A 22028-nucleotide genomic window follows, 5' to 3' on the forward strand; every position below is an offset into this window, starting at 1 on the left:
CCCTGAAATCAGCCGCGAGCGCGGATCACCTGCAATAGCGGCAGCAAGGTCGCCATTTCGGGCCCGCGCTCCATCCCCGTCAGCGCTTTGCGCAGTGGCATGAACAGGCCTTTGCCCTTGCGACCAGTTGCTTCTTTAACTGCCTTGGTCCATGTGCCCCAAGTTTCCCCATCGAATGGGCCTTCGGGCAGCAACGAGACAGCCTGAGCGATGAACTCACGGTCCTCGTCAGCGATCAGGGGTTCGGCCCCATCACGACACAATTCCCACCATCCCTCGAGATCGCTCAGCGTGGTGATGTTTTCGCGCGCCATGGTCCAGAAAGGCTCAGCCAGTTCAGCAGGTACACCTGCTTCAGCAACGGCATCGGCCACATCGGTCAGCGGCAGCGATTGTAGATGCTTCGCAGTCAGCGGGAACAGGTCCTGCACGTCGAACTTGGTTGGGGCCGCACCGAAGCGTGTAACATCAAAGCCGTCGATCAACTCTGCCATATCCGAGCGCAGCTCAACCGGATCTGACGACCCCAGACGCGCCATCAGGCTCAGTAAGGCCATTGGCTGCACACCTTGCTCTCGCAGATCACGCAAGGCCAGTGTGCCCAAACGCTTAGACAGAGCCTCACCCTGCGGGCCAGTCAGCAACGAGTGGTGCGCAAAACGCGGACAGGTGCCGCCCAACGCCTCGATGATCTGAATCTGCGTTGCGGTGTTGGTGACATGGTCCGAGCCGCGCACGACATCGGTTACACCCATCTCGGTGTCATCGACCACAGAAGCAATCGTATAGAGAACCTGACCATCGCCCCGGATCAGCACCGGGTCGGATACTGAAGCTGCATCGATCGAGATGTCGCCCAAAATGCCATCGTTCCATTCGATACGCTCGTGGTTCAGTTTGAACCGCCAGACGCCATTGCCACGCTCAGCGCGCAGGGCTTTTTTCTCGGCATCGCTGAGGTTCAGCGCTGCACGGTCATAGACTGGCGGCTTGCCCATGTTCAGTTGCTTCTTGCGCTTGAGGTCCAGCTCGGTGGGCGTCTCGAACGCCTCGTAGAACCGGCCCATCTCGCGCAGCTTGTCGGCGGCCTCGGCGTAGCGGTCCAGACGATCCGACTGACGCTCAACCTTGTCCCAGTGCAGGCCCAACCACTCCATGTCTTGCTTGATCGCGTCGACATATTCTTCTTTCGACCGCTCAGGATCGGTGTCGTCGATACGCAGAATGAACGTGCCGCCAGCCTTGCGGGCGATCAAATAGTTCATCAGGGCGGTGCGCAGGTTGCCCACATGGATGTAACCGGTGGGTGATGGGGCAAAACGGGTGGTGGTCATAGGTGTCTCCTGTTGGCGCGGCTCATCTCACATGGGCGCGTTTTTGTCCAGCAGGGGCTTTCAGGTCGGTTCAACCGGCCAAATGCCATCTAAGCGTTCGAGCCCGGCTTTGATGAGTTCACGAAGCACGTCGAGATCGATATCCGGTAGCTTATTCATATAGAGGCAGGATTTACCCAGCTTGTGCTTGCCCAGTCTTGATAAGATATCTCCGAAGTCAGCATACCCGGGCATGATATAGATGGAATGCGCCGCCTTGCGCGGAGAGAACCCAGTTGCGAGAAAGTCGCCCTCGCGCCCTGACGCATAGCGATAGTGATATCGACCATAGCCAATGATCGACGGCCCCCACATTACTGGCGCATAACCTGTGGTTTCACGAAACAGCCTGTCCAGCACGTGCGCCTCCTCCGCCTTGCGGGTCGGCTGAATACTCGCCAGAAAATCAGCAACGTTTTGCTCGGTGGGTACGGTTTTATTCGCAGATCGCGGCATGAACAAAAATTAACACGTAATGTTCAACCACGCAGCCCATATAACAGTGCCATAGTATGGCCACAGGCCCAGACTGACCTAATTCAGTCAAACATGCTCTGACAGGGAGAACGACCATGACCATCAGATTGACTCGCCGGGCGGCGCTTGGAACGGTTGCGGCTCTGCCGCTTGCGGCAGCTACTTCGCCTGTTCTGGCCGCAGGTACCGAGACCAAAGCCAACTCTACAATAGCAAAATCGTTTCAACTGGGCGATTTCACCGTCACCACCTTGTTGGATGGCAGCCTGCCTCGTGATGGTGCGCAGGACATTTTCGGCGGCGGCGCCTCGGATGAAGATTTCGCCCGTGTATCGGCTGACAACTTCATCTCGCCAGATGTTGCGCAGTTCTTCTTCACACCAACGCTGGTTAATACGGGGTCCGAGATGATCTTGTTTGATACTGGGCTTGGCCAAGGTGGAATTCAGGCCGCGTTGGCCGACGCCGGCGTAACGCCTGATCAGATCGATGTAGTGGTCATTACCCACATGCATCCCGATCATATCGGTGGTATGACAACCAATGATGCCGCGACTTTTGCCAATGCGCGTTATGTAACAGCAGCACCCGAATACGACTTTTGGTCAGCGCAAGACGCGGGCAACCGAGTGGGTGATATGGTTGCAGCCAAAGTCACCCCGATGGCAGAGAAGATGACCTTTATCGGGGATGGTGGTGAAGTCGCATCCGGCGTCACCGGTATGGCAGCGTTTGGTCATACTCCGGGCCATATGGTCTATCACCTAGAAAGTAACGGTCAGCGTCTGGTCCTGACGGCGGATCTTGCAAATCACTATGTCTGGTCATTTGCACACCCTGAATGGGAAGTGCGATTCGACATGGACAAAGCCGCTGCAACGGAATCGCGCAGGAATGTGCTGGGCATGCTGGCTGCGGACAAAGTGCCTATGATCGGCTATCACATGCCTTTCCCGGCCGCTGGGTATGTCGAATCCCGTGGCGACGGGTTCCGGTTCGTGCCGGTCAGCTATCAAATGATGGGTTAGAGGCTAAAAACCAGCATCCGGCCGCACTTTTGCCCCATCGGTGAAACGGGACAGGCGAAAGGCGGTCGGATCAACGCAAGGCGTGCTTTCCGTAACAAGGTCCGCCACTAATCGACCGGCGGCAGGACCGATGCCAAAACCGTGGCCAGAGAAACCGGTCGCAATATGCAGGCCCTGCACCGCGTCCACTTTCGAGATGACCGGGATCGCATCCGGGGTCACATCGATCAGGCCGGCCCAGCTTTGCACGATCTCCGCACTATCAAGCGCAGGCAACGCCTTGCGGGCGTTGGCCCACGCCCTTCGCAACACTTTCTGGGAAGGTTCCGGGTCGAGCACTCGGCAATGTTCAAACGGTGTCACATCGGTCGGCAGCCAGCTTCGATCCTCATTCGCCTCGACCATCCAGCGTCTCGAAAAGCGAAACCTTAAGGACCGCCACTCTTGCCGGAATGCGGGTAGAAACTGCAACCCGAGTCGGAAACTGTCAGGAACGATATCCACCGTATTCTCGTGACCCGAAGCTATGGTGTATCCCCCGTCCGAGCGCTTTCGAATGGCAAAATCATCACTCCAAAGCGACACCTCTGGCCCTGCTGCAACCGGAGAGGTCCGCATGACCGTATTGAGCACTTTGAGCTGTGGCAGAGTGATTCCAGCGTTCCCCGCAAACAGCCGAGACCAGGCTCCGCCTGCAAGTACGACTTGACTACACCTTACGCGGCCGCGTTCGGTGAAAACACCTGCGATCCGGCCCGCAGCAACATCGACACTTCGCACCGCGCATTGCGTCATGATCGCGGCCCCACGGTCGCGCGCCGCCTCGGCGATTGCGGGGGCCGCCCATTGCGGCTCGGCCCGCCCGTCCTGCGGCATGTAAAGCGCTGAGCGCAGTTTCATACTGTTATCCGACAGCAACCCGTCCAGTTTAGGGCCGGATACCATGCGAGCACCTGTTTGCAGCCCTTCAACATGGTCCAGCCATCGCGTCAGGTTTTCATCGTCTCGTGCGCCAGACGCGCCAAACACGATTCCTGATTGAACATAGCCTGTGGCGCGTCCCAATCGCGCATCCAGCCCTTGCCAGATTCTAAGCGCCTCTTGCATCAGGGGGATCTCGCGCGGATCACGTGTCCCAAGGCGCACCCAGCCCCAATTGCGCGAGCTTTGCTCGCCCGCAATCCGGCCTTTCTCGCACAACAGAACGGAAACACCTCGCTCAGCAAGCTCGAAGGCAGCCGAAGCCCCGATGATTCCACCACCTATGACGACAACATCTACGTGTTTGGGAAGTGTGAGATCAGATTCGACGGGTGTCGGTGTGGGGCCTGGCATTAACCGCTCGGTGCTCGTTCATCGGAGCGTCATCCAGCCTGAAGGCGATTTCACTGGCAATGTAGAAAACGGTTGGTCCCGGGCAATTGCCGGAACCTGTGGCCAATTGGCCAATGCGCGGCGAATTACGCCGCGCAGATGCGTTCAGATTACGCCGCCCCGGAAAGTTGCGCCCATTTCTGGCGCAGTACCGTGCTGAGCTTGGGATCGGACTTTGATGCAAGCGATTCCTGTGGCTGCAACACCGGAAATTCCGATCGCAACGGAACCGGGCCTGCCACCGCGTCGGGCGTCGGCTCTTCCTGGCTCATAATGTCTGCAATCGCAGCATCCAGCGCCTGTTCATCCAACTTGCGCGGCGCTGATTCCATAGGCTTCAACTGCAACGGAGAATGAAGCGGCTTATCGTATCCATTCGTCATTTGACCACCAATACCTTTACTGACATCCCAAACACGGATGCCTTTTCCCAGTTCCACAATCCCGGTCATCGGCTCTGAAAATGGCAGGACAACCTACCGGATTGCGTCACATCCGCCCCATATGAGGCAGACCCCTGTCGTAAATGTGGCAAAAAAAGGACGCGCGTACAAGCGAAACATAGTCTTTTCACCGCACAACTGGCTGAAATGGATAAACAAACTGCCGCAGAAACCCGCATTACCATGCACTTTCGAAACAATGGTAAATTCTTCAACCAGAGCGGTGCTTACGTTCTATCCCGCCAGCGATTTACAATCGGATAGCGACGATCCAGCCAGAAGGCCCGTGGCGTCAACCGTGTGCCAGGCGCGGACTGGAAGCGCTTGTATTCACTAATGTAAATTAGGTGTTCGACCCGCCGGGCCTCGGCCTCGTCAAATCCGGCTGCAACGCAGTCGGCGATTGAGCCATCCTGATCTACCAAGATATCAAGAATCGCATCGAGAACAGGGTAGTCCGGCAGGCTGTCGCTATCTTTCTGATCTTCACGCAATTCAGCACTTGGCGGCTTGTCGATCACCGAAGGGCGTATGACTTCGTCTTCGGGTCCCATCATCCAGTCGCGATGATTGGCGTTGCGCCAGCGGCAGGTCTCGAACACGCGAGTTTTGTACAGATCCTTGATCGGGTTATAGCCGCCGTTCATGTCTCCATAAATGGTGGCATATCCCACTGCGACCTCGGACTTGTTGCCGGTGGTCAGCAGCATCTCGCCAAACTTGTTCGAAATCGCCATTAGCAGAAGACCGCGCAGGCGAGACTGGACGTTTTCTTCGGTCAGGTCCTCATTCCGCCCTGCAAAAAGCGGAGCCAAAGTGTTGGTTACCGCTGCGCGTCCCTCAGAGATCGGCACAAAGTCGTAGTGCACTCCCAGCGCCTTGGCGACGGCTTCGGCATCATCCAAAGAACTTTGGCTTGTATATTCCGAAGGCAGCATTACGCAGCGTACATTTTCCGCACCGATCGCATCCACGGCTATTGCGGCCACCAGCGCCGAGTCGACGCCGCCCGACAACCCCAGCACAGCTTTGCCAAACCCCGTCTTGCCCATGTAATCGCGCAGAGATTGCACCATCGCGCGATAATCCTGCTCCCATTCGTCGGGTTGCGGCACGACTTCACCAGCCACAATACGCCATCCGTCATCTTGGCGCGACAGATCGATATGGCTGACGGCCTCATCGAAGACGGGCATGCGGAACGCAAGCTCTCCACCCGGGTTCAATCCAAACGTAGCACCGTCGAAAACCTGATCATCCTGCCCGCCGACCATGTTCAGGTAGATTACCGGCAGGCCCGTTTCGACCGTGCGAGCCACCATGTGGTTCAACCGGATATCGTATTTGTTTCGAAAATAGGGCGAGCCGTTGGGGATCAGCAGAAACTCGGCCCCGGTTTCTTCCAGTGTCTCAGCGACATCCTCGTGCCAGCCATCCTCGCAAATCGGGCTACCGATACGAACATTTCCAACCGCATAAGGGCCGCCCATAGGACCCGCATCATAAAGGCGTACTTCATCAAAGACGGTCTCATTGGGCAAATGATGTTTAAGAACTTTGCTGACAATCCGCCCACCTTTGAGGATCAGGTAGGCGTTATAAAGCTTCCCATCTTCAACCCAAGGACCGCCGATGGCCAACGCCGGGCCGTCGGCACAGTCTTCAGCCAACGCCTGCACCGCATTCATCGCGGCCCGATGAAACGCGGGCTTCATCACCAGATCCTGGGTATTGTAGCCGGTTATGAACATCTCGGGCAGCGCCACAAGATCAGCCTGCGCCGCGCGCCCTTGCTGCCAGGCTGCAGCAGCCTTGGCGGCATTACCGTCGATATCCCCAACCGTTGGGTTCAATTGCGCCAGAGTGATGCGGAAACGATCGGCCATTTTTGCCCTCTTGCCCTCATGTCTTTCAGGGATTTAGCAGATCACACCGCGAGTGAAAGGCAAATGCGCCAAAAGCCGTTGCTCTGCCCTCGGCGGTATCTTAGTTTTGCGCCAACACAAACACCGCAGGCAGGTACAAAAATGAAAGCGATCCGCACATCCCTTACCGCTGCAACGCTTACAATGCTGGCGTCTTTTGCTATCGCCCAACAGGACGGTCAGATTGTCATCGCTGATGATGATGTCGGAGGTGTCTACGAGGGCACGTTCGAAAACGGGCTGCGCCATGGCACCGGCACTTACCGCCTGCCGAACGGTTTTGAATATTCCGGTCAATGGGTCGAGGGCGAGATTCAAGGACAAGGCACCGCGCGCTACGCCAATGGCTCTGTCTATGAAGGGACATTCACCAAGGGCCAACCAGAAGGGCGCGGCAAAATCGTCTATTCTGATGGCCAGTCCTATGAGGGCGAGTGGGCCAACGGCACGATAAACGGTACCGGTATCGCGACATATTCCAACGGCTCGCGATACGAGGGCGGCTTCAAGGACGCCAGATATCACGGTCACGGCGTGCTGACCGGCCCGGATGGCTCGGTTTATGAGGGCGACTGGGTAAACGGCCAGAAAACCGGCAGCGCCAAGATCACCTACGCCGATGGAAGTACCTATGAGGGCGACTTGAATGGCGGGCAACGGCATGGTCAGGGTAGTCAGGTCTGGGTCGACGGCATGACTTATGCTGGGTCCTGGGCCAACGACCAGATGGCCGGAACAGGCCGTTTGGTTCAACCAAACGGAGATGTCTACGAAGGCGAAATGGTCGAAAATCGCCGACAGGGCAAAGGCAAATCCATCTATGCCAACGGTGCGACCTATGAAGGCGACTATGCTGATGACCAGCGCCATGGTCAGGGCACCTATAGTGGTAGCGACGGATTTGCGTACACAGGCGCCTGGCAAAAGGGCCAGATTGAGGGCCTGGGTGAGATGCTCTATCCCGATGGTTCGGTCTATATCGGCGACTTTCTAGATGACCTGCCTCATGGCAAGGGGCAAACGACATACCCCGACGGATCAGTTTACGACGGCAACTGGATCGCCGGGATTTTTGAGGGCACCGGCACGGCAACCTATCCCAACGGAACGGCTTATACGGGCCAGTTCAAAAACGCCCGCTTCGACGGCAAAGGTATTCTGACCTTTGCAAATGGCTATCGCTATGATGGCGATTGGGTAGACGGCGTCCGACAGGGGAAGGGCAAGGCTACGTTTCCGGACGGGATCATTTACGAAGGCGATTTTCTGAATGGCAAGCGTCACGGCAAGGGAACACTGACCCGACCGGGCGGATATAGCTACACAGGCGACTGGGCCGACGGCAAGATCACTGGATTTGGAACCGCCACCTATGAGACCGGTGATGTCTATGAGGGCAATTTTCTGGAAAATAAACGCCACGGTGACGGCACGATGCGTTTCGCGGGCGGCGAGGTTGAGACCGGCGTCTGGGAAAATGACACGCTGGCGACCGAAACAGAGACTGCCCCCGAAACCCCCGCTGCGGGTGCTGAAACCACTGAGCCATACTCTACCCCCGACGCGCCCGCCCCTGACGCGACAGACCCGGATATAAACGACGGCTAAATCAGCCCTACCAAGGCACGCGCTTGCCAGCCCAATCGTAAAAACTGCCCGAGTCAGCGGGGGTGAGTCCATTGATGACGGACAGCAGATTGGCTGCGGCCTCATTGGGTTCAACAGCCGGGTGGCGGGCAAGGTACTTTTCGGTAAAGGCCGTTTTGACTGTTCCGGGGTGCAAAGCGACACAAACGGCTTGTTTGTGAGTGCGCGCCAATTCGATGGCAGCCGTATGCACTATCTGATTCACAGCCGCCTTGGCCGCACGATAACTGACCCACCCACCCAGCCGGTTGTCCCCGATTGAACCAACTCGGGCCGACAGCACGGCGATCACCGATCTGCGGTCGCGTGGCAGCAGGCGGTGCACGTGCTTCAACACCAAGGCCGGGCCAACTGCGTTCAGTGCGAACTGGTCCATCATCGCCTGCGCGGACAAGGTGCGCATAGATTTTTCCGGACCCATACCGTTAATCTCAAGCGCCCCTGAGGTCACCATGATCAGATCAAACGGATCAGAAAGGGACGCCAGCATACGCTCTGCGCCATCCGGGTCGGTCAGGTCAAACCCATCCGTTGATCTGGCCAGTCGGGTGACTTTGACACCATCCGTTGTCAGGTGGTCATTCAAAGCGCGCCCGATACCGCCAGAAGCTCCGATGATTAATGCAGTTTTCATGCACAAGAAGTTAGCCGAAAGCTTCATCGCTTCAACTCCACCGTCAATTTTGTTCCCCCGTAAATTTCCCGCTTTTCATTCGCCGCGCGCCCTGTATAAGCTGATCCCCATGATCAACCGCGCAGATATCGCTTTTGCAAACGCCGCACTCAGCGGCGCGTTGCTGCGTGGTCTACTGATCCTAATCCGCCTCTGAGCGTGCCATCCGGCGCGCCCGCTCAGAGGAGGACGCCCGCGCGCCAAGAGGCTTTAGGACAGAAGAAGAAAGAGAACCCCATGACAAACGTGACCGACCAAGACCGCGTCGTGATCTTCGACACCACCTTACGCGACGGCGAGCAGAGCCCCGGCGCGACCATGACCCACAACGAAAAGCTCGAAATTGCCGAGCTTCTGGATGAGATGGGCGTCGACATCATCGAAGCCGGATTCCCCATTGCATCGGAAGGCGACTTCAAAGCGGTGTCCGAGATTGCCGAGCGGTCGAAGAACAGCCGCATCTGTGGTCTGGCCCGCGCCAATTTCGCCGATATCGATCGGTGTTGGGAGGCGGTGAAACACGCCGAGAAGAACCGGATCCACACCTTTATCGGAACCTCTCCGCTGCACCGGGCGATACCAAATCTGACGCAAGACGAGATGGCCGACAAGATCCACGAAACGGTCAGCCACGCGCGCAACCTTTGCGAAAACGTGCAGTGGTCGCCGATGGATGCGACCCGGACCGAATGGGATTATCTGTGCCGCGTGATCGAGATTGCAATCAAGGCTGGCGCCACCACGATCAATATCCCCGATACTGTCGGTTATACTGCCCCGGTCGAGTCTGCAGATCTGATCAAGCGCCTGATTGAGACGGTTCCAGGCGCGGATGAGGTAATCTTTGCCACCCACTGCCACAACGACCTTGGCATGGCGACAGCGAACTCTCTGGCAGCTGTCGCAGGTGGTGCGCGTCAGATCGAATGCACCATAAACGGGTTGGGTGAACGCGCAGGCAACACCGCGCTGGAAGAAGTTGTGATGGCGTTGCGCACACGCAACGACATCATGCCGTGGCATACTGGCATCGACACCACCAAGATCATGCATATTTCGCGCCGGGTCGCGACCGTGGCCGGATTTCCGGTGCAGTTCAACAAGGCCATTGTCGGCAAGAACGCTTTTGCCCATGAAAGCGGCATCCATCAGGATGGCATGCTGAAGAACCGCGAAAACTTCGAGATCATGCGCCCTGAAGACATTGGGCTCTCTGGCACCTCTTTGCCGCTGGGCAAGCATTCGGGCCGCGCTGCACTGCGCGATAAGCTCGAAACGCTAGGGTATGAGGTTGGTGACAACCAGCTCAAAGACATTTTTGTGCGCTTCAAGGATCTGGCCGACCGCAAGAAAGAAGTCTTTGACGATGACCTCATCGCGTTAATGAGCGTCGACGACGAAGCGGACGATCATCTGCAACTGGTGTCGATGAAAGTGACCTGCGGTACCGGAGGTCAGGCCGAAGCGACGGTCGAACTGGAAGTAGAGGGTGCAGACAGGATCGCCACGGAAAACGGTGACGGCCCAGTCGACGCAACCTTCCGGGCGATCCGGGCGATCTATCCCAACACTGCGCGGCTGCAACTGTATCAGGTGCATGCGGTAACCGAAGGTACGGACGCGCAAGCCACGGTTTCGGTCCGTCTGGAAGAGGATGGTATGATCGCCACCGGTCAGTCTGCAAATACAGATACGGTGGTTGCGTCGGCCAAAGCCTATATCCACGCGCTGAACCGCCTGATCATGCGTCGTGAAAAGGCTGGTCCGGGGGCAGATACACGCGAGATCAGCTACAAAGACCTGACCTGATCGAAGGGTAAGGCGAATGGCTCCCGCACCCGCGGCGGCCCGGCTTCGCCGACCCTTCTTGGGTTTTGGGCCCGGCAGCGCGCCACTGGCGCGCTGCCGGGCCCAACGCGTTTGACGGCATCTTTGATGCAGGCAAACGGAGCGGGAGCTTTCCCTGTTTAATTCTTGCTTTTCAAAGCTGAGCGAACAGCTCCGACAAGCGGCGCGTTTCGTCTTCGATCCCGAAGGGCGCATTCAACATGAACATACCTGATCCGACCATGCGATGACCTTCCCGCGCCGGAGGGAACGTCACCTCATGGCAAATCGTTTTGGGATATCCAGCGGATTTCAGAGACGAAATCATAGCCTTGTGACGTGCATCCGTAAGGATTGGATACCAAAGTGCGATCACACCCACATTCCATTTGCGGTGCAGCTTCGCGATCACCCCAGGCAAACGGTCATACTCGGCTTTCACTTCATAACTGGGATCGATCAGCATCATGCCCCGCCTCGGGGTCGGAGGCAGCAACGATTGGGCCAACTCAAACCCATCCTGCCGATAGACCTTCGCCCCGAAAGGAGACAGCGCCAGTGAAAGTGCCGTATGTTCCTGCGGATGCAGCTCGGCGAAATGCAGGCTATCCTGTTTTCGCAGCAGGTTGGCCGCAATCACGGGTGAACCGGGATACGCTTGCACGCCGTGACTGGCCTGTATGGTATCCAGCACCCGTGCCATTGGATGATCGGAATCAAACCAACCTTCGCGCCTGACGCGCCCGATCCCGGCGACAGCTTCACCCGTTCGAACCGCCTCAGCCGCGTCAAGGTGATATAGTCCACGCCCGGAGTGCGTTTCGATATAGCTGAGGGGTTTGTCCTTTTGGGTCAAATAACGCAGCGTCCACGCCAATAAAGCGTGCTTTTGTACATCAGCCAGATTTCCTGCGTGGTAAATGTGTTGATATGAGAGCATCTTGCCTTCTAAAGTCCCCATCAATAAGGCGGAAAGGTGCTGACTGTCGCGGAATCAGCCCTTTAACCGGGCGAGTTGGCACCCTATAAGGCATCCGTCCCGGAACCGTCGAGTCGCGGGCAGTGGAAATTCTGACAAACGGGATCAGGGAAATATGGGCATCTTTGGCAATCTGGGCGGCCTGTTCACAGCGGACATGGCTATCGACCTTGGAACAGCGAACACGCTGGTTTATGTCAAAGGGCGCGGAGTGATCCTGTCTGAGCCCTCGGTCGTTGCCTACCACGTCAAGGATGGGGTCAAGAAAGTCCTTGCTGTTGGCGAGGACGCCAAGCTGATGTTGGGCCGGACCCCGGGCTCCATTGAAGCCATCCGTCCGATGCGCGAGGGTGTCATCGCGGACTTCGACACCGCCGAAGAGATGATCAAGCATTTTATCCGCAAGGTGCATAAACGCTCGACATTCTCGAAACCCAAGATTATCGTTTGCGTCCCTCATGGCGCAACCCCGGTTGAAAAACGCGCAATCCGCCAGTCGGTTCTGTCCGCAGGCGCGCGCCGCGCGGGCCTGATTGCCGAACCAATTGCGGCTGCGATTGGCGCGGGGATGCCGATAACCGATCCGACCGGCAACATGGTTGTCGATATCGGCGGCGGGACCACCGAGGTTGCGGTTCTGTCGCTGGGCGATATCGTCTATGCCCGCTCGGTCCGCGTTGGTGGCGACCGGATGGATGAAGCGATCATATCGTATCTGCGGCGTCAACAGAACCTGCTGGTGGGTGAATCAACTGCGGAACGGATCAAGACCACCATCGGTACCGCACGGATGCCGGACGATGGCCGTGGCCAGTCGATGCATATCCGGGGTCGCGACCTGCTGAACGGTGTGCCCAAGGAAATCGAGATCAGCCAGGCTCAGGTGGCCGAAGCGCTGTCTGAACCCGTGCAGCAGATTTGCGAGGCGGTGATGACCGCGCTGGAAACCACGCCGCCCGATCTGGCGGCGGACATCGTGGACCGGGGCGTGATGCTGACCGGTGGCGGTGCGCTGCTGGGTGATCTGGATCTGGCGCTGCGCGAGCAAACCGGTTTGGCAGTTTCTATTGCTGATGAAAGCCTGAATTGTGTGGCTTTGGGCACGGGCAAAGCACTCGAATACGAAAAACAACTGCGCCACGCGATTGACTACGAAAGCTAAGGCGCGCACCCTTATGGGGTGAAAACTCGGGCACGAGCAGCACGGGAAGGTAACCTGTGGCAAAGGACCGATCACAGCGCGATGAATACACGACACCTCTGCGTCGACTGTTGCTGGGGATTGTTGTACTGTGCCTGCTTGGTATCTTTCTGGTCTGGCGCATCGACAGCCCGCGCGTCGAAAGGTTCCGCGCACAGGTGGTGGACAAGGTTGTCCCCTCGATGGAGTGGGCAATGGTCCCGGTCACTGCGCTGGTGAACCTGTCTCGTGATTTCCAAAGCTATCAGCGGCTCAGCGAGCAGAACCAGGAATTGCGCAGCGAGCTGCGCCTGATGCGCGCCTGGAAAGAGGCCGCGCTGCAGCTGGAACAGGAAAACGCCCGCCTGCTGGATCTCAACAACGTACGGCTCGATCCGCGCCTGACCTATGTCACAGGAGTTGTGATGGCCGATAGCGGCTCACCCTTCAGGCAATCTGTGCTGTTGAACGTAGGCGAGCGTGACGGGATCGTGGATGGTTGGGCAACGATGGACGGGATCGGAGTGGTCGGGCGCATCTCGGGCGTGGGCCCGGATACCGCGCGCGTGATCCTGATGACCGATGCCTCAAGCGCGATCCCGGCGACGATCCAGCCTTCGGGGCAGACGGCGCTGATCGCAGGTGACAATACTTCGGCCCCTGCAGTGGAGTTTCTGGAAAACCGGGAACTCGTGCGACCGGGCGACCGGGTCGTTACATCAGGCGATGGTGGCGTGTTCCCCGGTGGCTTGCTGATCGGTCAAATCACGGTTGATCCCGGTGGCAGGTTGCGCGTGCGGCTGTCGGCAGATTTCGAGCGGCTCGAGTTTCTGCGCGTACTACGCTATCAGTCGGCCCCACCAATCACGGAATCCGGTGATATCGTCGGCCCCCGTCAACCCGAAGCATCCTTGACCCCATCCGATGTCAATGATGGATAGGTCGGTCTCAGATCTGTGGGCCAAGCGCGGTCTCTATGTCGCTCTGGCGGTATTTGTGGTGTTCCTGCACCTGTTGCCCCTGGATACAAAACCTGATCGCCTGCCCTTTCCTGACATACTGATCGCTCTTACTTACGCTTGGGTTTTGCGGCGGCCGGAATATATTCCGATCCTGATCATTGCCATCGTCATGTTCATGGCCGATCTGCTTTTGCAACGCCCACCCGGGTTGCTTGCTGCGTTGGTGGTTCTGGGTGCAGCCTATCTTCATTCCGCTGCGGCTGGCATGAAAGACAGTGGGTTTGTGGGCGAATGGGCAACCGTCGGGGCAGTGATCACGGTTGTGTTTGTGCTCAATCGACTCATTCTTGCTATCCTCTCGGTGCAACAGGCAACTCTGGGACCGGTAGTGGTGCAAGTTATTCTGACAATCGCAATCTATCCTGTGATGGTTTTGTTGAGCCAAACTGTGTTTGGCGTAAGGCGCAAATCTGTTGCCGACAGCACGATGCCACGGGTGCGGCCATGAAGCAGCGCAAACCAAAGCCCAAGGGCCTTGCTTACAAACGTTTGCCGCGCCGCGCCTTGATCCTCGGTGGGCTACAAGCGGCCTTTATCGGGGGGCTGGCAGCCCGGATGCGGTTCATGCAGGTGGATCAAGCGGATGAATACCGTCTGCTGGCCGAAGAAAACCGGATCAACATCCGTCTGATCCCACCAACCCGGGGCCGGATATATGACCGGAACGGGCAGATCATAGGATTAAACTCTCAGTCCTATCGCATCGTCATCGTGCGCGAGGATGCAGGCGATATCGACAAGGTCATCGCCAAGCTTTCGGAACTGATCCCGTTGACCGGGGATGAGATCGAGCGTGCCAAAACCGAAATGCGCCGATCGGCCCCGTTTCTGCCGGTCACGCTGGCCGATCAAGTAACGTGGGAGGATATCTCGAAAGTCGCGGTCAATGCCCCCGCACTGCCTGGTGTCACGCCCGAGGTCGGCATGACACGCCAGTATCCGCGCTATGAAGATTTCGCCCATGTAGTCGGCTATGTCGGCCCGGTCAGCGACTATGATCTGAGCCAGATTGAAGACCCCGAGCCGGTACTGCGCATCCCACGGTTCCAGATCGGCAAGGTCGGGCTGGAAGCCAAGCAAGAGATCACATTGCGCGGTAAGGCGGGCGCCAAGCGGGTTGAGGTCAACGCCACAGGCCGGGTGATGCGCGAGCTGGACCGCCAGGTCGGTGAAGCCGGGGCAGATTTGCAATTGTCAGTCGACGCCAATCTGCAGCAATACGCGCAGGCGCGATTGGCTGGGGAAAGCGCCGCTGCGGTCGTGATCGATTGCGAAACCGGCGACATTCGCGCCATCAGCTCGGCCCCCAGCTTCGATCCGAACCTGTTCGTGCGTGGGATCTCGGTGGCGGACTATCAGATGCTAACGCAGGACAAGTATCGCCCGCTTGCCAATAAAACGGTGCAGGGCACCTACCCTCCTGGATCGACTTTCAAAATGATTACCGCCATGGCTGCGCTCGAAGCCGGGGTGATCAGCCCTTCCAGCACGGTGTACTGTCCGGGTCACATGAAAGTGGGCAGCCGCCGCTTTCACTGCTGGAAACGCGGCGGGCACGGGACGGTTGACCTTGAAACTTCGCTGAAGCGCAGTTGCGACGTCTACTATTACGACGTGGCGATACGCGTCGGGATCGACAGGATTTCCGAGATGGCGCGCACCTTCGGACTGGGTATCAAACATGACATTCCGATGTCTGCCGTTGCTGCCGGGCTTGCCCCCAATCAGGAATGGAAGCAGCGGGTTCACGGACAGGACTGGCTGGTGGGTGACACTGCAAACGCTTCGATCGGTCAGGGGTTCATGCTTGCCTCACCGCTTCAATTGGCCGTGATGACGGCGCGTTTGGCGACAGGTCGCGCCGTGCAACCACGCCTTGTTCGATCAATCAATGGGGTTGAACAGCCCTCGGGCGCGGGTGAACCGCTGCAGGTGAACCGCAACAACCTTGAGCAAGTGCGCAAAGCCATGTTCACAGTCTCGAATAACAGGCGTGGCACCGCGTATCGCAGTCGCATCATCGCCGATGAGTTCCGCATGGCAGGCAAAACCGGCACCAGTCAGGTGCGCAATATTACCAAGGCAGAACGCGCCGCAGGTGTGATCCGAAACGAAGACCTGCCATGGGAGCGTCGAGACCATGCCCTGTTCGTCAGCTTCGCCCCCTATGACAATCCGAAATACGCTGTGGCTGTGGTGGTGGAACACGGCGGCGGCGGCTCCAAAGCCGCGGCGCCAGTGGCGCGCGATATCATGCTGCAGGCACTCTACGATGGCACGCCACCGCTCGAGGCGTATCCGGCCGGAGACCGAGAGCGCATCAAAGAACAACAGAAACGGCTGGAGGGTGACCGTCGCCCCAAAGCGCGTCCTGACGAGAAGGACCGCGCATGAGCTATCTTGAATATGCCGTCAAATCCACGCCGTCGGGGTTTCGCAAGTTCCTTTATATGAACTGGCCGCTCACCCTGTTGCTGATCAGCGTGGCAAGCGCGGGGTTCCTGATGCTCTACTCGGTCGCGGGTGGATCCTGGATGCCGTGGGCGGAACCACAAATGGAACGGTTCGGTCTGGGCTTGGCAGCCATGTTTATCATTGCGCTAGTGCCTATCTGGTTCTGGCGGAACATGTCGGTTGTGGCCTATCTGGGCGCGATCGGTCTACTGATCGTGGTCGAACTGTTTGGAACGATCGGCATGGGGGCGCAGCGCTGGATTGATCTGGGCTTCATGCGGCTGCAACCCTCAGAAGTAATGAAAGTGGCGTTGGTGATGGTGCTGGCCGCCTATTACGACTGGCTGCCGGCGCACAAAACCTCGCGCCCGCTCTGGGTGATTATCCCGGTCATTCTGATCCTGATCCCGACATTCATGGTGCTGCGCCAGCCCGACCTAGGCACATCGATCCTGTTATTGGCTGCTGGTGGTGGTCTGATGTTCCTTGCCGGGGTGCATTGGGCCTATTTCGCTGCCGTGATTGCAGCGGGGGTTGGCCTAATTGCTGCGGTGTTCAACAGCCGAGGGACTGAATGGCAGTTGCTCAAAGATTACCAGTTCCGACGCATCGATACGTTTCTGGATCCTTCAACCGATCCGTTGGGAGCGGGATATCACATCACGCAATCGAAGATCGCTCTGGGTTCGGGGGGCTGGAATGGGCGCGGTTTCATGCAGGGAACGCAATCACGTCTTAACTTCCTGCCCGAAAAACACACCGATTTCATCTTCACCACCTTGGCCGAAGAGTTCGGCTTTGTCGGCGGCATCACACTGTTGATCCTTTACGGTCTGATCCTGATCTTCTGCATGGTCACGGCGCTGTCGACCAAGGATCGTTTCTCGTCTCTGGTGACACTTGGGATCGCGCTGAATTTCTTCCTGTTCTTTGCCGTCAATATGTCGATGGTGATGGGGCTGGCCCCTGTGGTCGGAGTACCGCTGCCGATGGTCAGTTATGGCGGCTCGGCCATGCTGGTCCTGATGGCCGCCTTTGGCATCGTTCAAAGCGCCCATATACATCGTCCCCGCTGAAAGGTTTCCCATGCCCGTGAATGTCCTGTTTTCCGCGCGCCCTGAGTTGTGGCCTGAGTATGAAGCTCTGATGCATCAATACTTGTCGGACGCAGGGCTAGATTTTCATCTGGCCACGGACATCCCTGCCGATCAGGTCGACTACATCGTTTACGCCCCGAACGGAGGGGTACAGGATTTCACGCCCTTCACACGGCTCAAGGCGGTGCTGAGCCTCTGGGCGGGGGTTGAGAAAATCTCGGGTAATGAAACCTTGACCGTTCCGCTGGCGCGTATGGTTGACGGGGGGTTAACGCAAGGCATGACGGAATGGGTGGTGGGCCATGTGCTGCGCTATCACCTTGGGATGGACCAACACATTACGCTACAGGATGGGGTCTGGACACCTGATGCGCCACCACTGGCCCAGCAACGCACCGTCTGCATCTTGGGTTTGGGCGCATTGGGTGAAGCATCGGCCCACGCGTTGGCAGCGTTGAATTTCCATGTCATCGGTTGGAGCCGTACCGCCAAGACTATTCCCGGCGTGACCTGTCTGCATGGTAAGAACGGGCTGCGCGATGCACTGTCCCAGGCCGAGATAGTGGTTTTGCTGCTGCCAGATACTCCGGCGACCGAAAACACGCTCAACGCCGAGACACTGGCGCTGTTGCCGGAAGGGGCCAAGATCATCAATCCGGGTCGCGGGCCGCTTATCGATGATGAGGCCCTGCTGGCCGCGCTGAATTCAGGGCAGGTCGGGCACGCCACGCTGGATGTCTTCCGCACCGAACCTCTGCCGACCGAGCATCCCTATTGGGCACATCCCAATGTGACGGTGACGCCACATATAGCCTCGGAAACCAGACCTGTTACCGCAGCTCAGGTGATCTGCGAGAACATTCGCCGAGGTGAAGCGGGTGAACCCTTTCTCCACCTCGTTGACCGAAAGCTTGGGTACTAGGCCGCGATCAGCCCGCGGCCTTTCAGCAAGGCTTCGACGCCAGGCAGACGTCCACGGAAGGCCAGATACAGCTCTTCCGCCTCGCGGGATCCGCCAGTTGACAGGATGTGTTCCTCCAGTGCCTTGGCGCGTTCGGGATCAAACGCACCGCCCGCTTCTTCAAAGGCGGCAAAGGCGTCGGCATCCATGACTTCGGACCACATATAACTGTAATAGCCCGAGCTATAACCGTCGCCCGCAAAGACATGGGCGAAATGCGGGGTGGCGTGGCGCATTCCAATGGCCCGAGGCATGCCGATTTCGGCCAGCACCTCGGCCTGTTTCTCCATCGGATCAGCGGGGGCAGCCCCCTCATGAAACGCCAGATCGACCAGGGCCGAGGCAACATATTCCACCGTCTGGAACCCCTGATCGAAATTGGCGGCCTGTAGCACCTTCTGCAACATCTCCTGCGGCATCGATGCGCCCGTTTCGGCATGAGTGGCGAACTCAGCCAATATCTCGGGCACTTCCAGCCAATGTTCGTAAAGCTGGCTGGGCAGTTCAACGAAATCACGCGCCACCGAGGTGCCCGAGATACTCTCATAGATCACATTGGACAGCATCTGGTGCAGGGCATGGCCGAACTCGTGAAACAACGTTCGGGCGTCATCATAGGACAAAAGCGCTGGTTCACCTTTGGCAAAGTTACAGACGTTGATCACGACCGGAGCCTGTTCTTTCGGGTATTTCGCCTGCCCGCGCATTGCGCTGCACCATGCACCCGACCGTTTCGATCCGCGTGCAAAGTAGTCACCGATGAACACCGCAATATGCTGCCCGTCACGGGTCACCTCCCATGCACGGCAATCGGGATGATAGAGCGGCACATCAAGCGGCGCGAACTCCAGCCCGAACAGCCGTGTGGCGCAGGCGAAAGACGCCTCGATCATCCGGTCCAGTTGCAGGTACGGCTTCAGCGCCGCTTCATTGAGATCATGTTCGGCCTTGCGGCGTTTCTCGGCATAGTAGCGCCAATCCCACGCTTCCAGCGGGTCATTTACGCCCTCCTCTTGCATCATTGCCGTCAGCACCTCGGCATCTGCGTCGGCGCGGGATTTGGCGGGCTCCCACACATCCAGCAGCAACTCTCGCACGCGATCTGGTGTGCGGGCCATCTCGGTCTCAAGCTTGTAGGCGGCGAAGCTGGCATACCCCAGCAGCTTGGCGCGTTCTTCGCGCAGGCGCAGGATGTCCGCCGCAATCTCGCGGTTGTCGGTCTCACCTCCATTTGCCCCCCGTGCAGTCCACGCGCGATAAGCCTTTGCACGCAAATCCCGGCGGGGCGAGAATTGCAGAAAGGGCACGATAATCGACCGAGAGAGGGTCACCACCGGGCCATCCGCCCCCTTTTCCTGACCCGCTGCGCGCGCTGCATCGATAACAAAATCCGGCAAGCCTTGCAGGTCTTCTTCGGTCAAGTCCATGAACCAGTCGCGTTCATCCGCCAGCAAGTTCTGCGTGAAGGACGTGCCCAGAGACGCCAAACGGGCCTTGATCTCTTGCATTCTTGCATCGTCAGCGCCGGTCAACGCCGCCCCCGCCCGCACGAACCCGCGATGAGACAGCATCAAAACGCGCGCCTGTTCATCGGTCAGGTCCAGATTATCGCGCCGGTCCCATAAATCCGCCACGCGCTTAAACAGTGCTTTGTTTGATGAGATGCGCGAGTAGTGTGCCGCCAGCTTGGGCGAAAATTCGCGTTGCAGTTCCTCACGCTTGGGGTTGCTGTCCGCACCTGCAACGGTGAAAAAGACCGATAGAACCTTATCCATCTGCTCGCCTGCAGCCTCCAGCGCTTCGATCGTATTGGCGAATGTGGGCGTGTCCGGACTCGCTGCTATCGCCTCAATCTCGGCATCATGTGCGTGCATCGCCTGTTTCAGCGCGGGGGAAAAATCATCATCCGAGATTGTGTCAAACGGTGCGATTTCGAAGGGCGTGTTCCAGTCAGAAAGGATCGGGTTGGTCATTGAGGTCTCCTTTGACCTCATAGCTAAGACCGCCCGTCGAAATGATCCAGAGCTACCCGAAAATTTGAGCCCGCCTTAATGAGATGCCCCGCAGATCGGGCAATCGGTGCGACGCGCCAGGGTGATCTTGCGGCTTTCGCCGTATAGCGCATCGTAGATCAACATCTCACCTCGCAATGCCTGCCCGGCGCCGGTGATCACCTTGATCGCCTCAACCGCCATCATCGAGCCGACCACACCCGGCAGTGGGCCGATTACTCCAGCCTCGGCGCAAGAAGGCGCAAGGCCGGCGGCAGGCGCTTCGGGGAAAATGCACTGATAGCACGAGCCGGTTGTGGCGGGATCGAACACACTCAGCTGCCCTTCCCATTGCGAAAGCGCCCCCGAGATCAGCGGTTTGCCCAATGCAACGGCCGTTCGGTTGGCCAGGTAGCGGGTATCGAAATTGTCAGTGCCATCAAGGATCAAATCGAAATCAGCGAACAGATCTGTTGCAATCTCTTCGGTCAGACGGCGATGATAAGGCAAGACAATCACATTGGGATTCTGCGCCAACATAGACTGCTGGGCTGAAAACACCTTGGGCATACCGATATCAGCATCGCGGTGAATAACCTGCCGCTGCAGGTTCGCGTTCTCGACCTCGTCATCGTCGATTACGCCGATTGTTCCCACTCCGGCGGCAGCCAAATATTGCAGGGCGGGCGCGCCGAGCCCCCCCGCACCGATCACCAGCACGCGCGCCTGTTTCATTCGCTTTTGGCCGGGACCGCCCAGTTCACGCAGAACGATGTGGCGAGCATAGCGTTCAAGCTCGGTCTCGCTGAACTGTTCGGATGGCTTGGCGGGCTCCGACGTCTGGCCGGACGCGGCGCGATTTCGCAACGCCTTCAAACCCCGCCCATAAAGCAGCACCAGCACAGCCGCTCCAGCGAGGATCAGCCACATCGCTGCCGACCCACCGGTCGCCTGACGCAACGGGTTTCCCTCAGGCAGGAGAAGTTGAGCAATAATCACGCCTATCAGGAGCGCGCCAATGGAAACCAGACGCGCGCTGCGCGACACCCCGGCGATATAGCCGACACCCCAAAGCCCGGTGGCAAGGATCAGAACCAGCAGCATCAGCCGCGCCCGGTCGAGCCGAAGCCACCCGCGCCGCGATCAGTCTCGGTCAGAGCCTCAACGTCCTGGAACATGGCCTGCACCACCGGTGCGACGATCAGTTGCGCGATACGTTCGCCATGCGTAATCTCGAAGGGGTCCTGACCCGCATTCATCACGATCACGCCCAACGGCCCGCGATAGTCGCTGTCGATTGTACCCGGAGTGTTGGGCAAGGTGATCCCGTGTTTCAAGGCTAGGCCCGATCGTGGACGCACCTGAACCTCGAACCCCTGCGGAATTTCGATCCTAAGGCCTGTCGGTATCAGCGCACGACGGCCCGGTTCCAGAATAATAGACGTACCATCCGGCAGATTGGCGCGCACATCCGCCCCGGCAGCACCCGCGGTTTCGTAGGAAGGCAATGGCACCAACGGGTCAGCCCCTTCCTCTCGGATCACGCGAATTGCCACCATACCTGTACCTCTTGTCTT

At 58.2% G+C, this 22028-nt stretch carries 19 protein-coding genes; 9 read left to right on the top strand and 10 right to left on the bottom strand.

Annotation, left to right across the window (positions count from 1 at the left end):
* Positions 1-8: 8 nt before the first annotated feature.
* Together gltX and ACR0MJ_RS15900 are read right to left on the bottom strand one after the other, a co-directional pair.
* Positions 9-1334, bottom strand: coding sequence for a glutamate--tRNA ligase (gltX, locus tag ACR0MJ_RS15895; RefSeq protein ID WP_480761716.1), 1326 nt, complete (start codon positions 1332-1334; stop codon positions 9-11).
* Positions 1335-1394: 60 nt separating this feature from the next.
* Positions 1395-1733 (bottom strand): DUF1801 domain-containing protein, encoded by a 339-nt coding sequence (locus tag ACR0MJ_RS15900; RefSeq protein WP_480761717.1) that lies wholly within the window; start codon positions 1731-1733, stop codon positions 1395-1397.
* Between the two features lie 212 nt (positions 1734-1945).
* On the opposite strand from ACR0MJ_RS15900, the gene ACR0MJ_RS15905 reads away from it, so the two are divergent.
* Positions 1946-2878 (top strand): MBL fold metallo-hydrolase, encoded by a 933-nt coding sequence (locus ACR0MJ_RS15905; protein WP_170395914.1) that lies wholly within the window; start codon positions 1946-1948, stop codon positions 2876-2878.
* A 3-nt stretch (positions 2879-2881) separates the two neighbouring features.
* Here the strand turns inward: ACR0MJ_RS15905 and ACR0MJ_RS15910 are convergent, their stop codons facing one another.
* The 3 genes from ACR0MJ_RS15910 to ACR0MJ_RS15920 all read right to left on the bottom strand — a co-directional run bounded on the left by ACR0MJ_RS15910 (position 2882) and on the right by ACR0MJ_RS15920 (position 6581).
* Entirely contained in the window at positions 2882-4213 is a 1332-nt protein-coding gene (locus ACR0MJ_RS15910; RefSeq protein WP_480761718.1) for an NAD(P)/FAD-dependent oxidoreductase, read from the bottom strand.
* A 149-nt stretch (positions 4214-4362) separates the two neighbouring features.
* Complete coding sequence (locus ACR0MJ_RS15915) at positions 4363-4704, bottom strand: hypothetical protein (protein WP_170408289.1); 342 nt, start codon at positions 4702-4704, stop codon at positions 4363-4365.
* A 218-nt stretch (positions 4705-4922) separates the two neighbouring features.
* A complete protein-coding gene (locus ACR0MJ_RS15920) occupies positions 4923-6581 on the bottom strand; it encodes an NAD+ synthase (protein WP_480761719.1) in 1659 nt (552 codons plus the stop codon).
* A gap of 141 nt (positions 6582-6722) precedes the next feature.
* Between ACR0MJ_RS15920 and ACR0MJ_RS15925 the strand changes: the two genes are divergently transcribed.
* Positions 6723-8228: an MORN repeat-containing protein gene (locus ACR0MJ_RS15925; RefSeq protein ID WP_480761721.1), complete on the top strand. Its 1506-nt coding sequence runs from the start codon at positions 6723-6725 to the stop codon at positions 8226-8228.
* A 7-nt stretch (positions 8229-8235) separates the two neighbouring features.
* On the opposite strand, the gene ACR0MJ_RS15930 is transcribed toward ACR0MJ_RS15925, so the two are convergent.
* On the bottom strand, positions 8236-8901 hold the full coding sequence (locus ACR0MJ_RS15930; protein WP_480761863.1) for an SDR family NAD(P)-dependent oxidoreductase: 666 nt from the start codon (positions 8899-8901) through the stop codon (positions 8236-8238).
* A 276-nt stretch (positions 8902-9177) separates the two neighbouring features.
* Between ACR0MJ_RS15930 and ACR0MJ_RS15935 the strand changes: the two genes are divergently transcribed.
* Entirely contained in the window at positions 9178-10749 is a 1572-nt protein-coding gene (locus tag ACR0MJ_RS15935) for a 2-isopropylmalate synthase (protein WP_170395900.1), read from the top strand.
* A 172-nt stretch (positions 10750-10921) separates the two neighbouring features.
* Here ACR0MJ_RS15935 and ACR0MJ_RS15940 read toward each other — a convergent pair whose 3' ends face one another.
* Complete coding sequence (locus ACR0MJ_RS15940) at positions 10922-11707, bottom strand: 23S rRNA (adenine(2030)-N(6))-methyltransferase RlmJ (protein ID WP_480761723.1); 786 nt, start codon at positions 11705-11707, stop codon at positions 10922-10924.
* A 154-nt stretch (positions 11708-11861) separates the two neighbouring features.
* Here ACR0MJ_RS15940 and ACR0MJ_RS15945 point away from each other — a divergent pair, with 154 nt between their 5' ends.
* Genes ACR0MJ_RS15945 through ACR0MJ_RS15970 form a run of 6 tightly spaced genes read left to right on the top strand, consistent with a single transcriptional unit; the run spans position 11862 to position 18421 of the window.
* Positions 11862-12908 carry a rod shape-determining protein gene (locus tag ACR0MJ_RS15945; RefSeq protein ID WP_039523195.1) on the top strand — a complete coding sequence of 349 codons (1047 nt, stop codon included), beginning with the start codon at positions 11862-11864 and terminating at the stop codon, positions 12906-12908.
* Between the two features lie 56 nt (positions 12909-12964).
* Positions 12965-13867, top strand: coding sequence for a rod shape-determining protein MreC (gene mreC / locus ACR0MJ_RS15950; protein WP_480761724.1), 903 nt, complete (start codon positions 12965-12967; stop codon positions 13865-13867).
* Positions 13857-14396, top strand: coding sequence for a rod shape-determining protein MreD (locus tag ACR0MJ_RS15955; RefSeq protein WP_480761726.1), 540 nt, complete (start codon positions 13857-13859; stop codon positions 14394-14396). Before mreC ends, ACR0MJ_RS15955 begins: the two co-directional genes overlap by 11 nt.
* Positions 14393-16342, top strand: a complete 1950-nt coding sequence (gene mrdA / locus ACR0MJ_RS15960; protein WP_170512994.1) for a penicillin-binding protein 2 — start codon at positions 14393-14395, stop codon at positions 16340-16342. The genes ACR0MJ_RS15955 and mrdA overlap by 4 nt, the downstream gene beginning before the upstream one ends.
* Entirely contained in the window at positions 16339-17478 is a 1140-nt protein-coding gene (gene rodA / locus ACR0MJ_RS15965; RefSeq protein ID WP_170395892.1) for a rod shape-determining protein RodA, read from the top strand. The genes mrdA and rodA overlap by 4 nt, the downstream gene beginning before the upstream one ends.
* A 10-nt stretch (positions 17479-17488) precedes the next feature.
* Positions 17489-18421, top strand: a complete 933-nt coding sequence (locus ACR0MJ_RS15970) for a 2-hydroxyacid dehydrogenase (RefSeq protein WP_480736981.1) — start codon at positions 17489-17491, stop codon at positions 18419-18421.
* Here the strand turns inward: ACR0MJ_RS15970 and ACR0MJ_RS15975 are convergent.
* From ACR0MJ_RS15975 to dut, 3 genes are all read right to left on the bottom strand, one after another.
* On the bottom strand, positions 18418-20433 hold the full coding sequence (locus tag ACR0MJ_RS15975; RefSeq protein WP_480761728.1) for a M3 family metallopeptidase: 2016 nt from the start codon (positions 20431-20433) through the stop codon (positions 18418-18420). The genes ACR0MJ_RS15970 and ACR0MJ_RS15975 overlap by 4 nt on opposite strands.
* Before the next feature lie 75 nt (positions 20434-20508).
* Positions 20509-21555, bottom strand: a complete 1047-nt coding sequence (locus tag ACR0MJ_RS15980) for a HesA/MoeB/ThiF family protein (protein WP_480761729.1) — start codon at positions 21553-21555, stop codon at positions 20509-20511.
* A complete protein-coding gene (gene dut, locus ACR0MJ_RS15985) occupies positions 21555-22010 on the bottom strand; it encodes a dUTP diphosphatase (protein WP_480615444.1) in 456 nt (151 codons plus the stop codon). Before dut ends, ACR0MJ_RS15980 begins: the two co-directional genes overlap by 1 nt.
* Between the last annotated feature and the right edge of the window lie 18 nt (positions 22011-22028).

This window comes from Ruegeria sp. C6 (genome assembly GCF_056537625.1).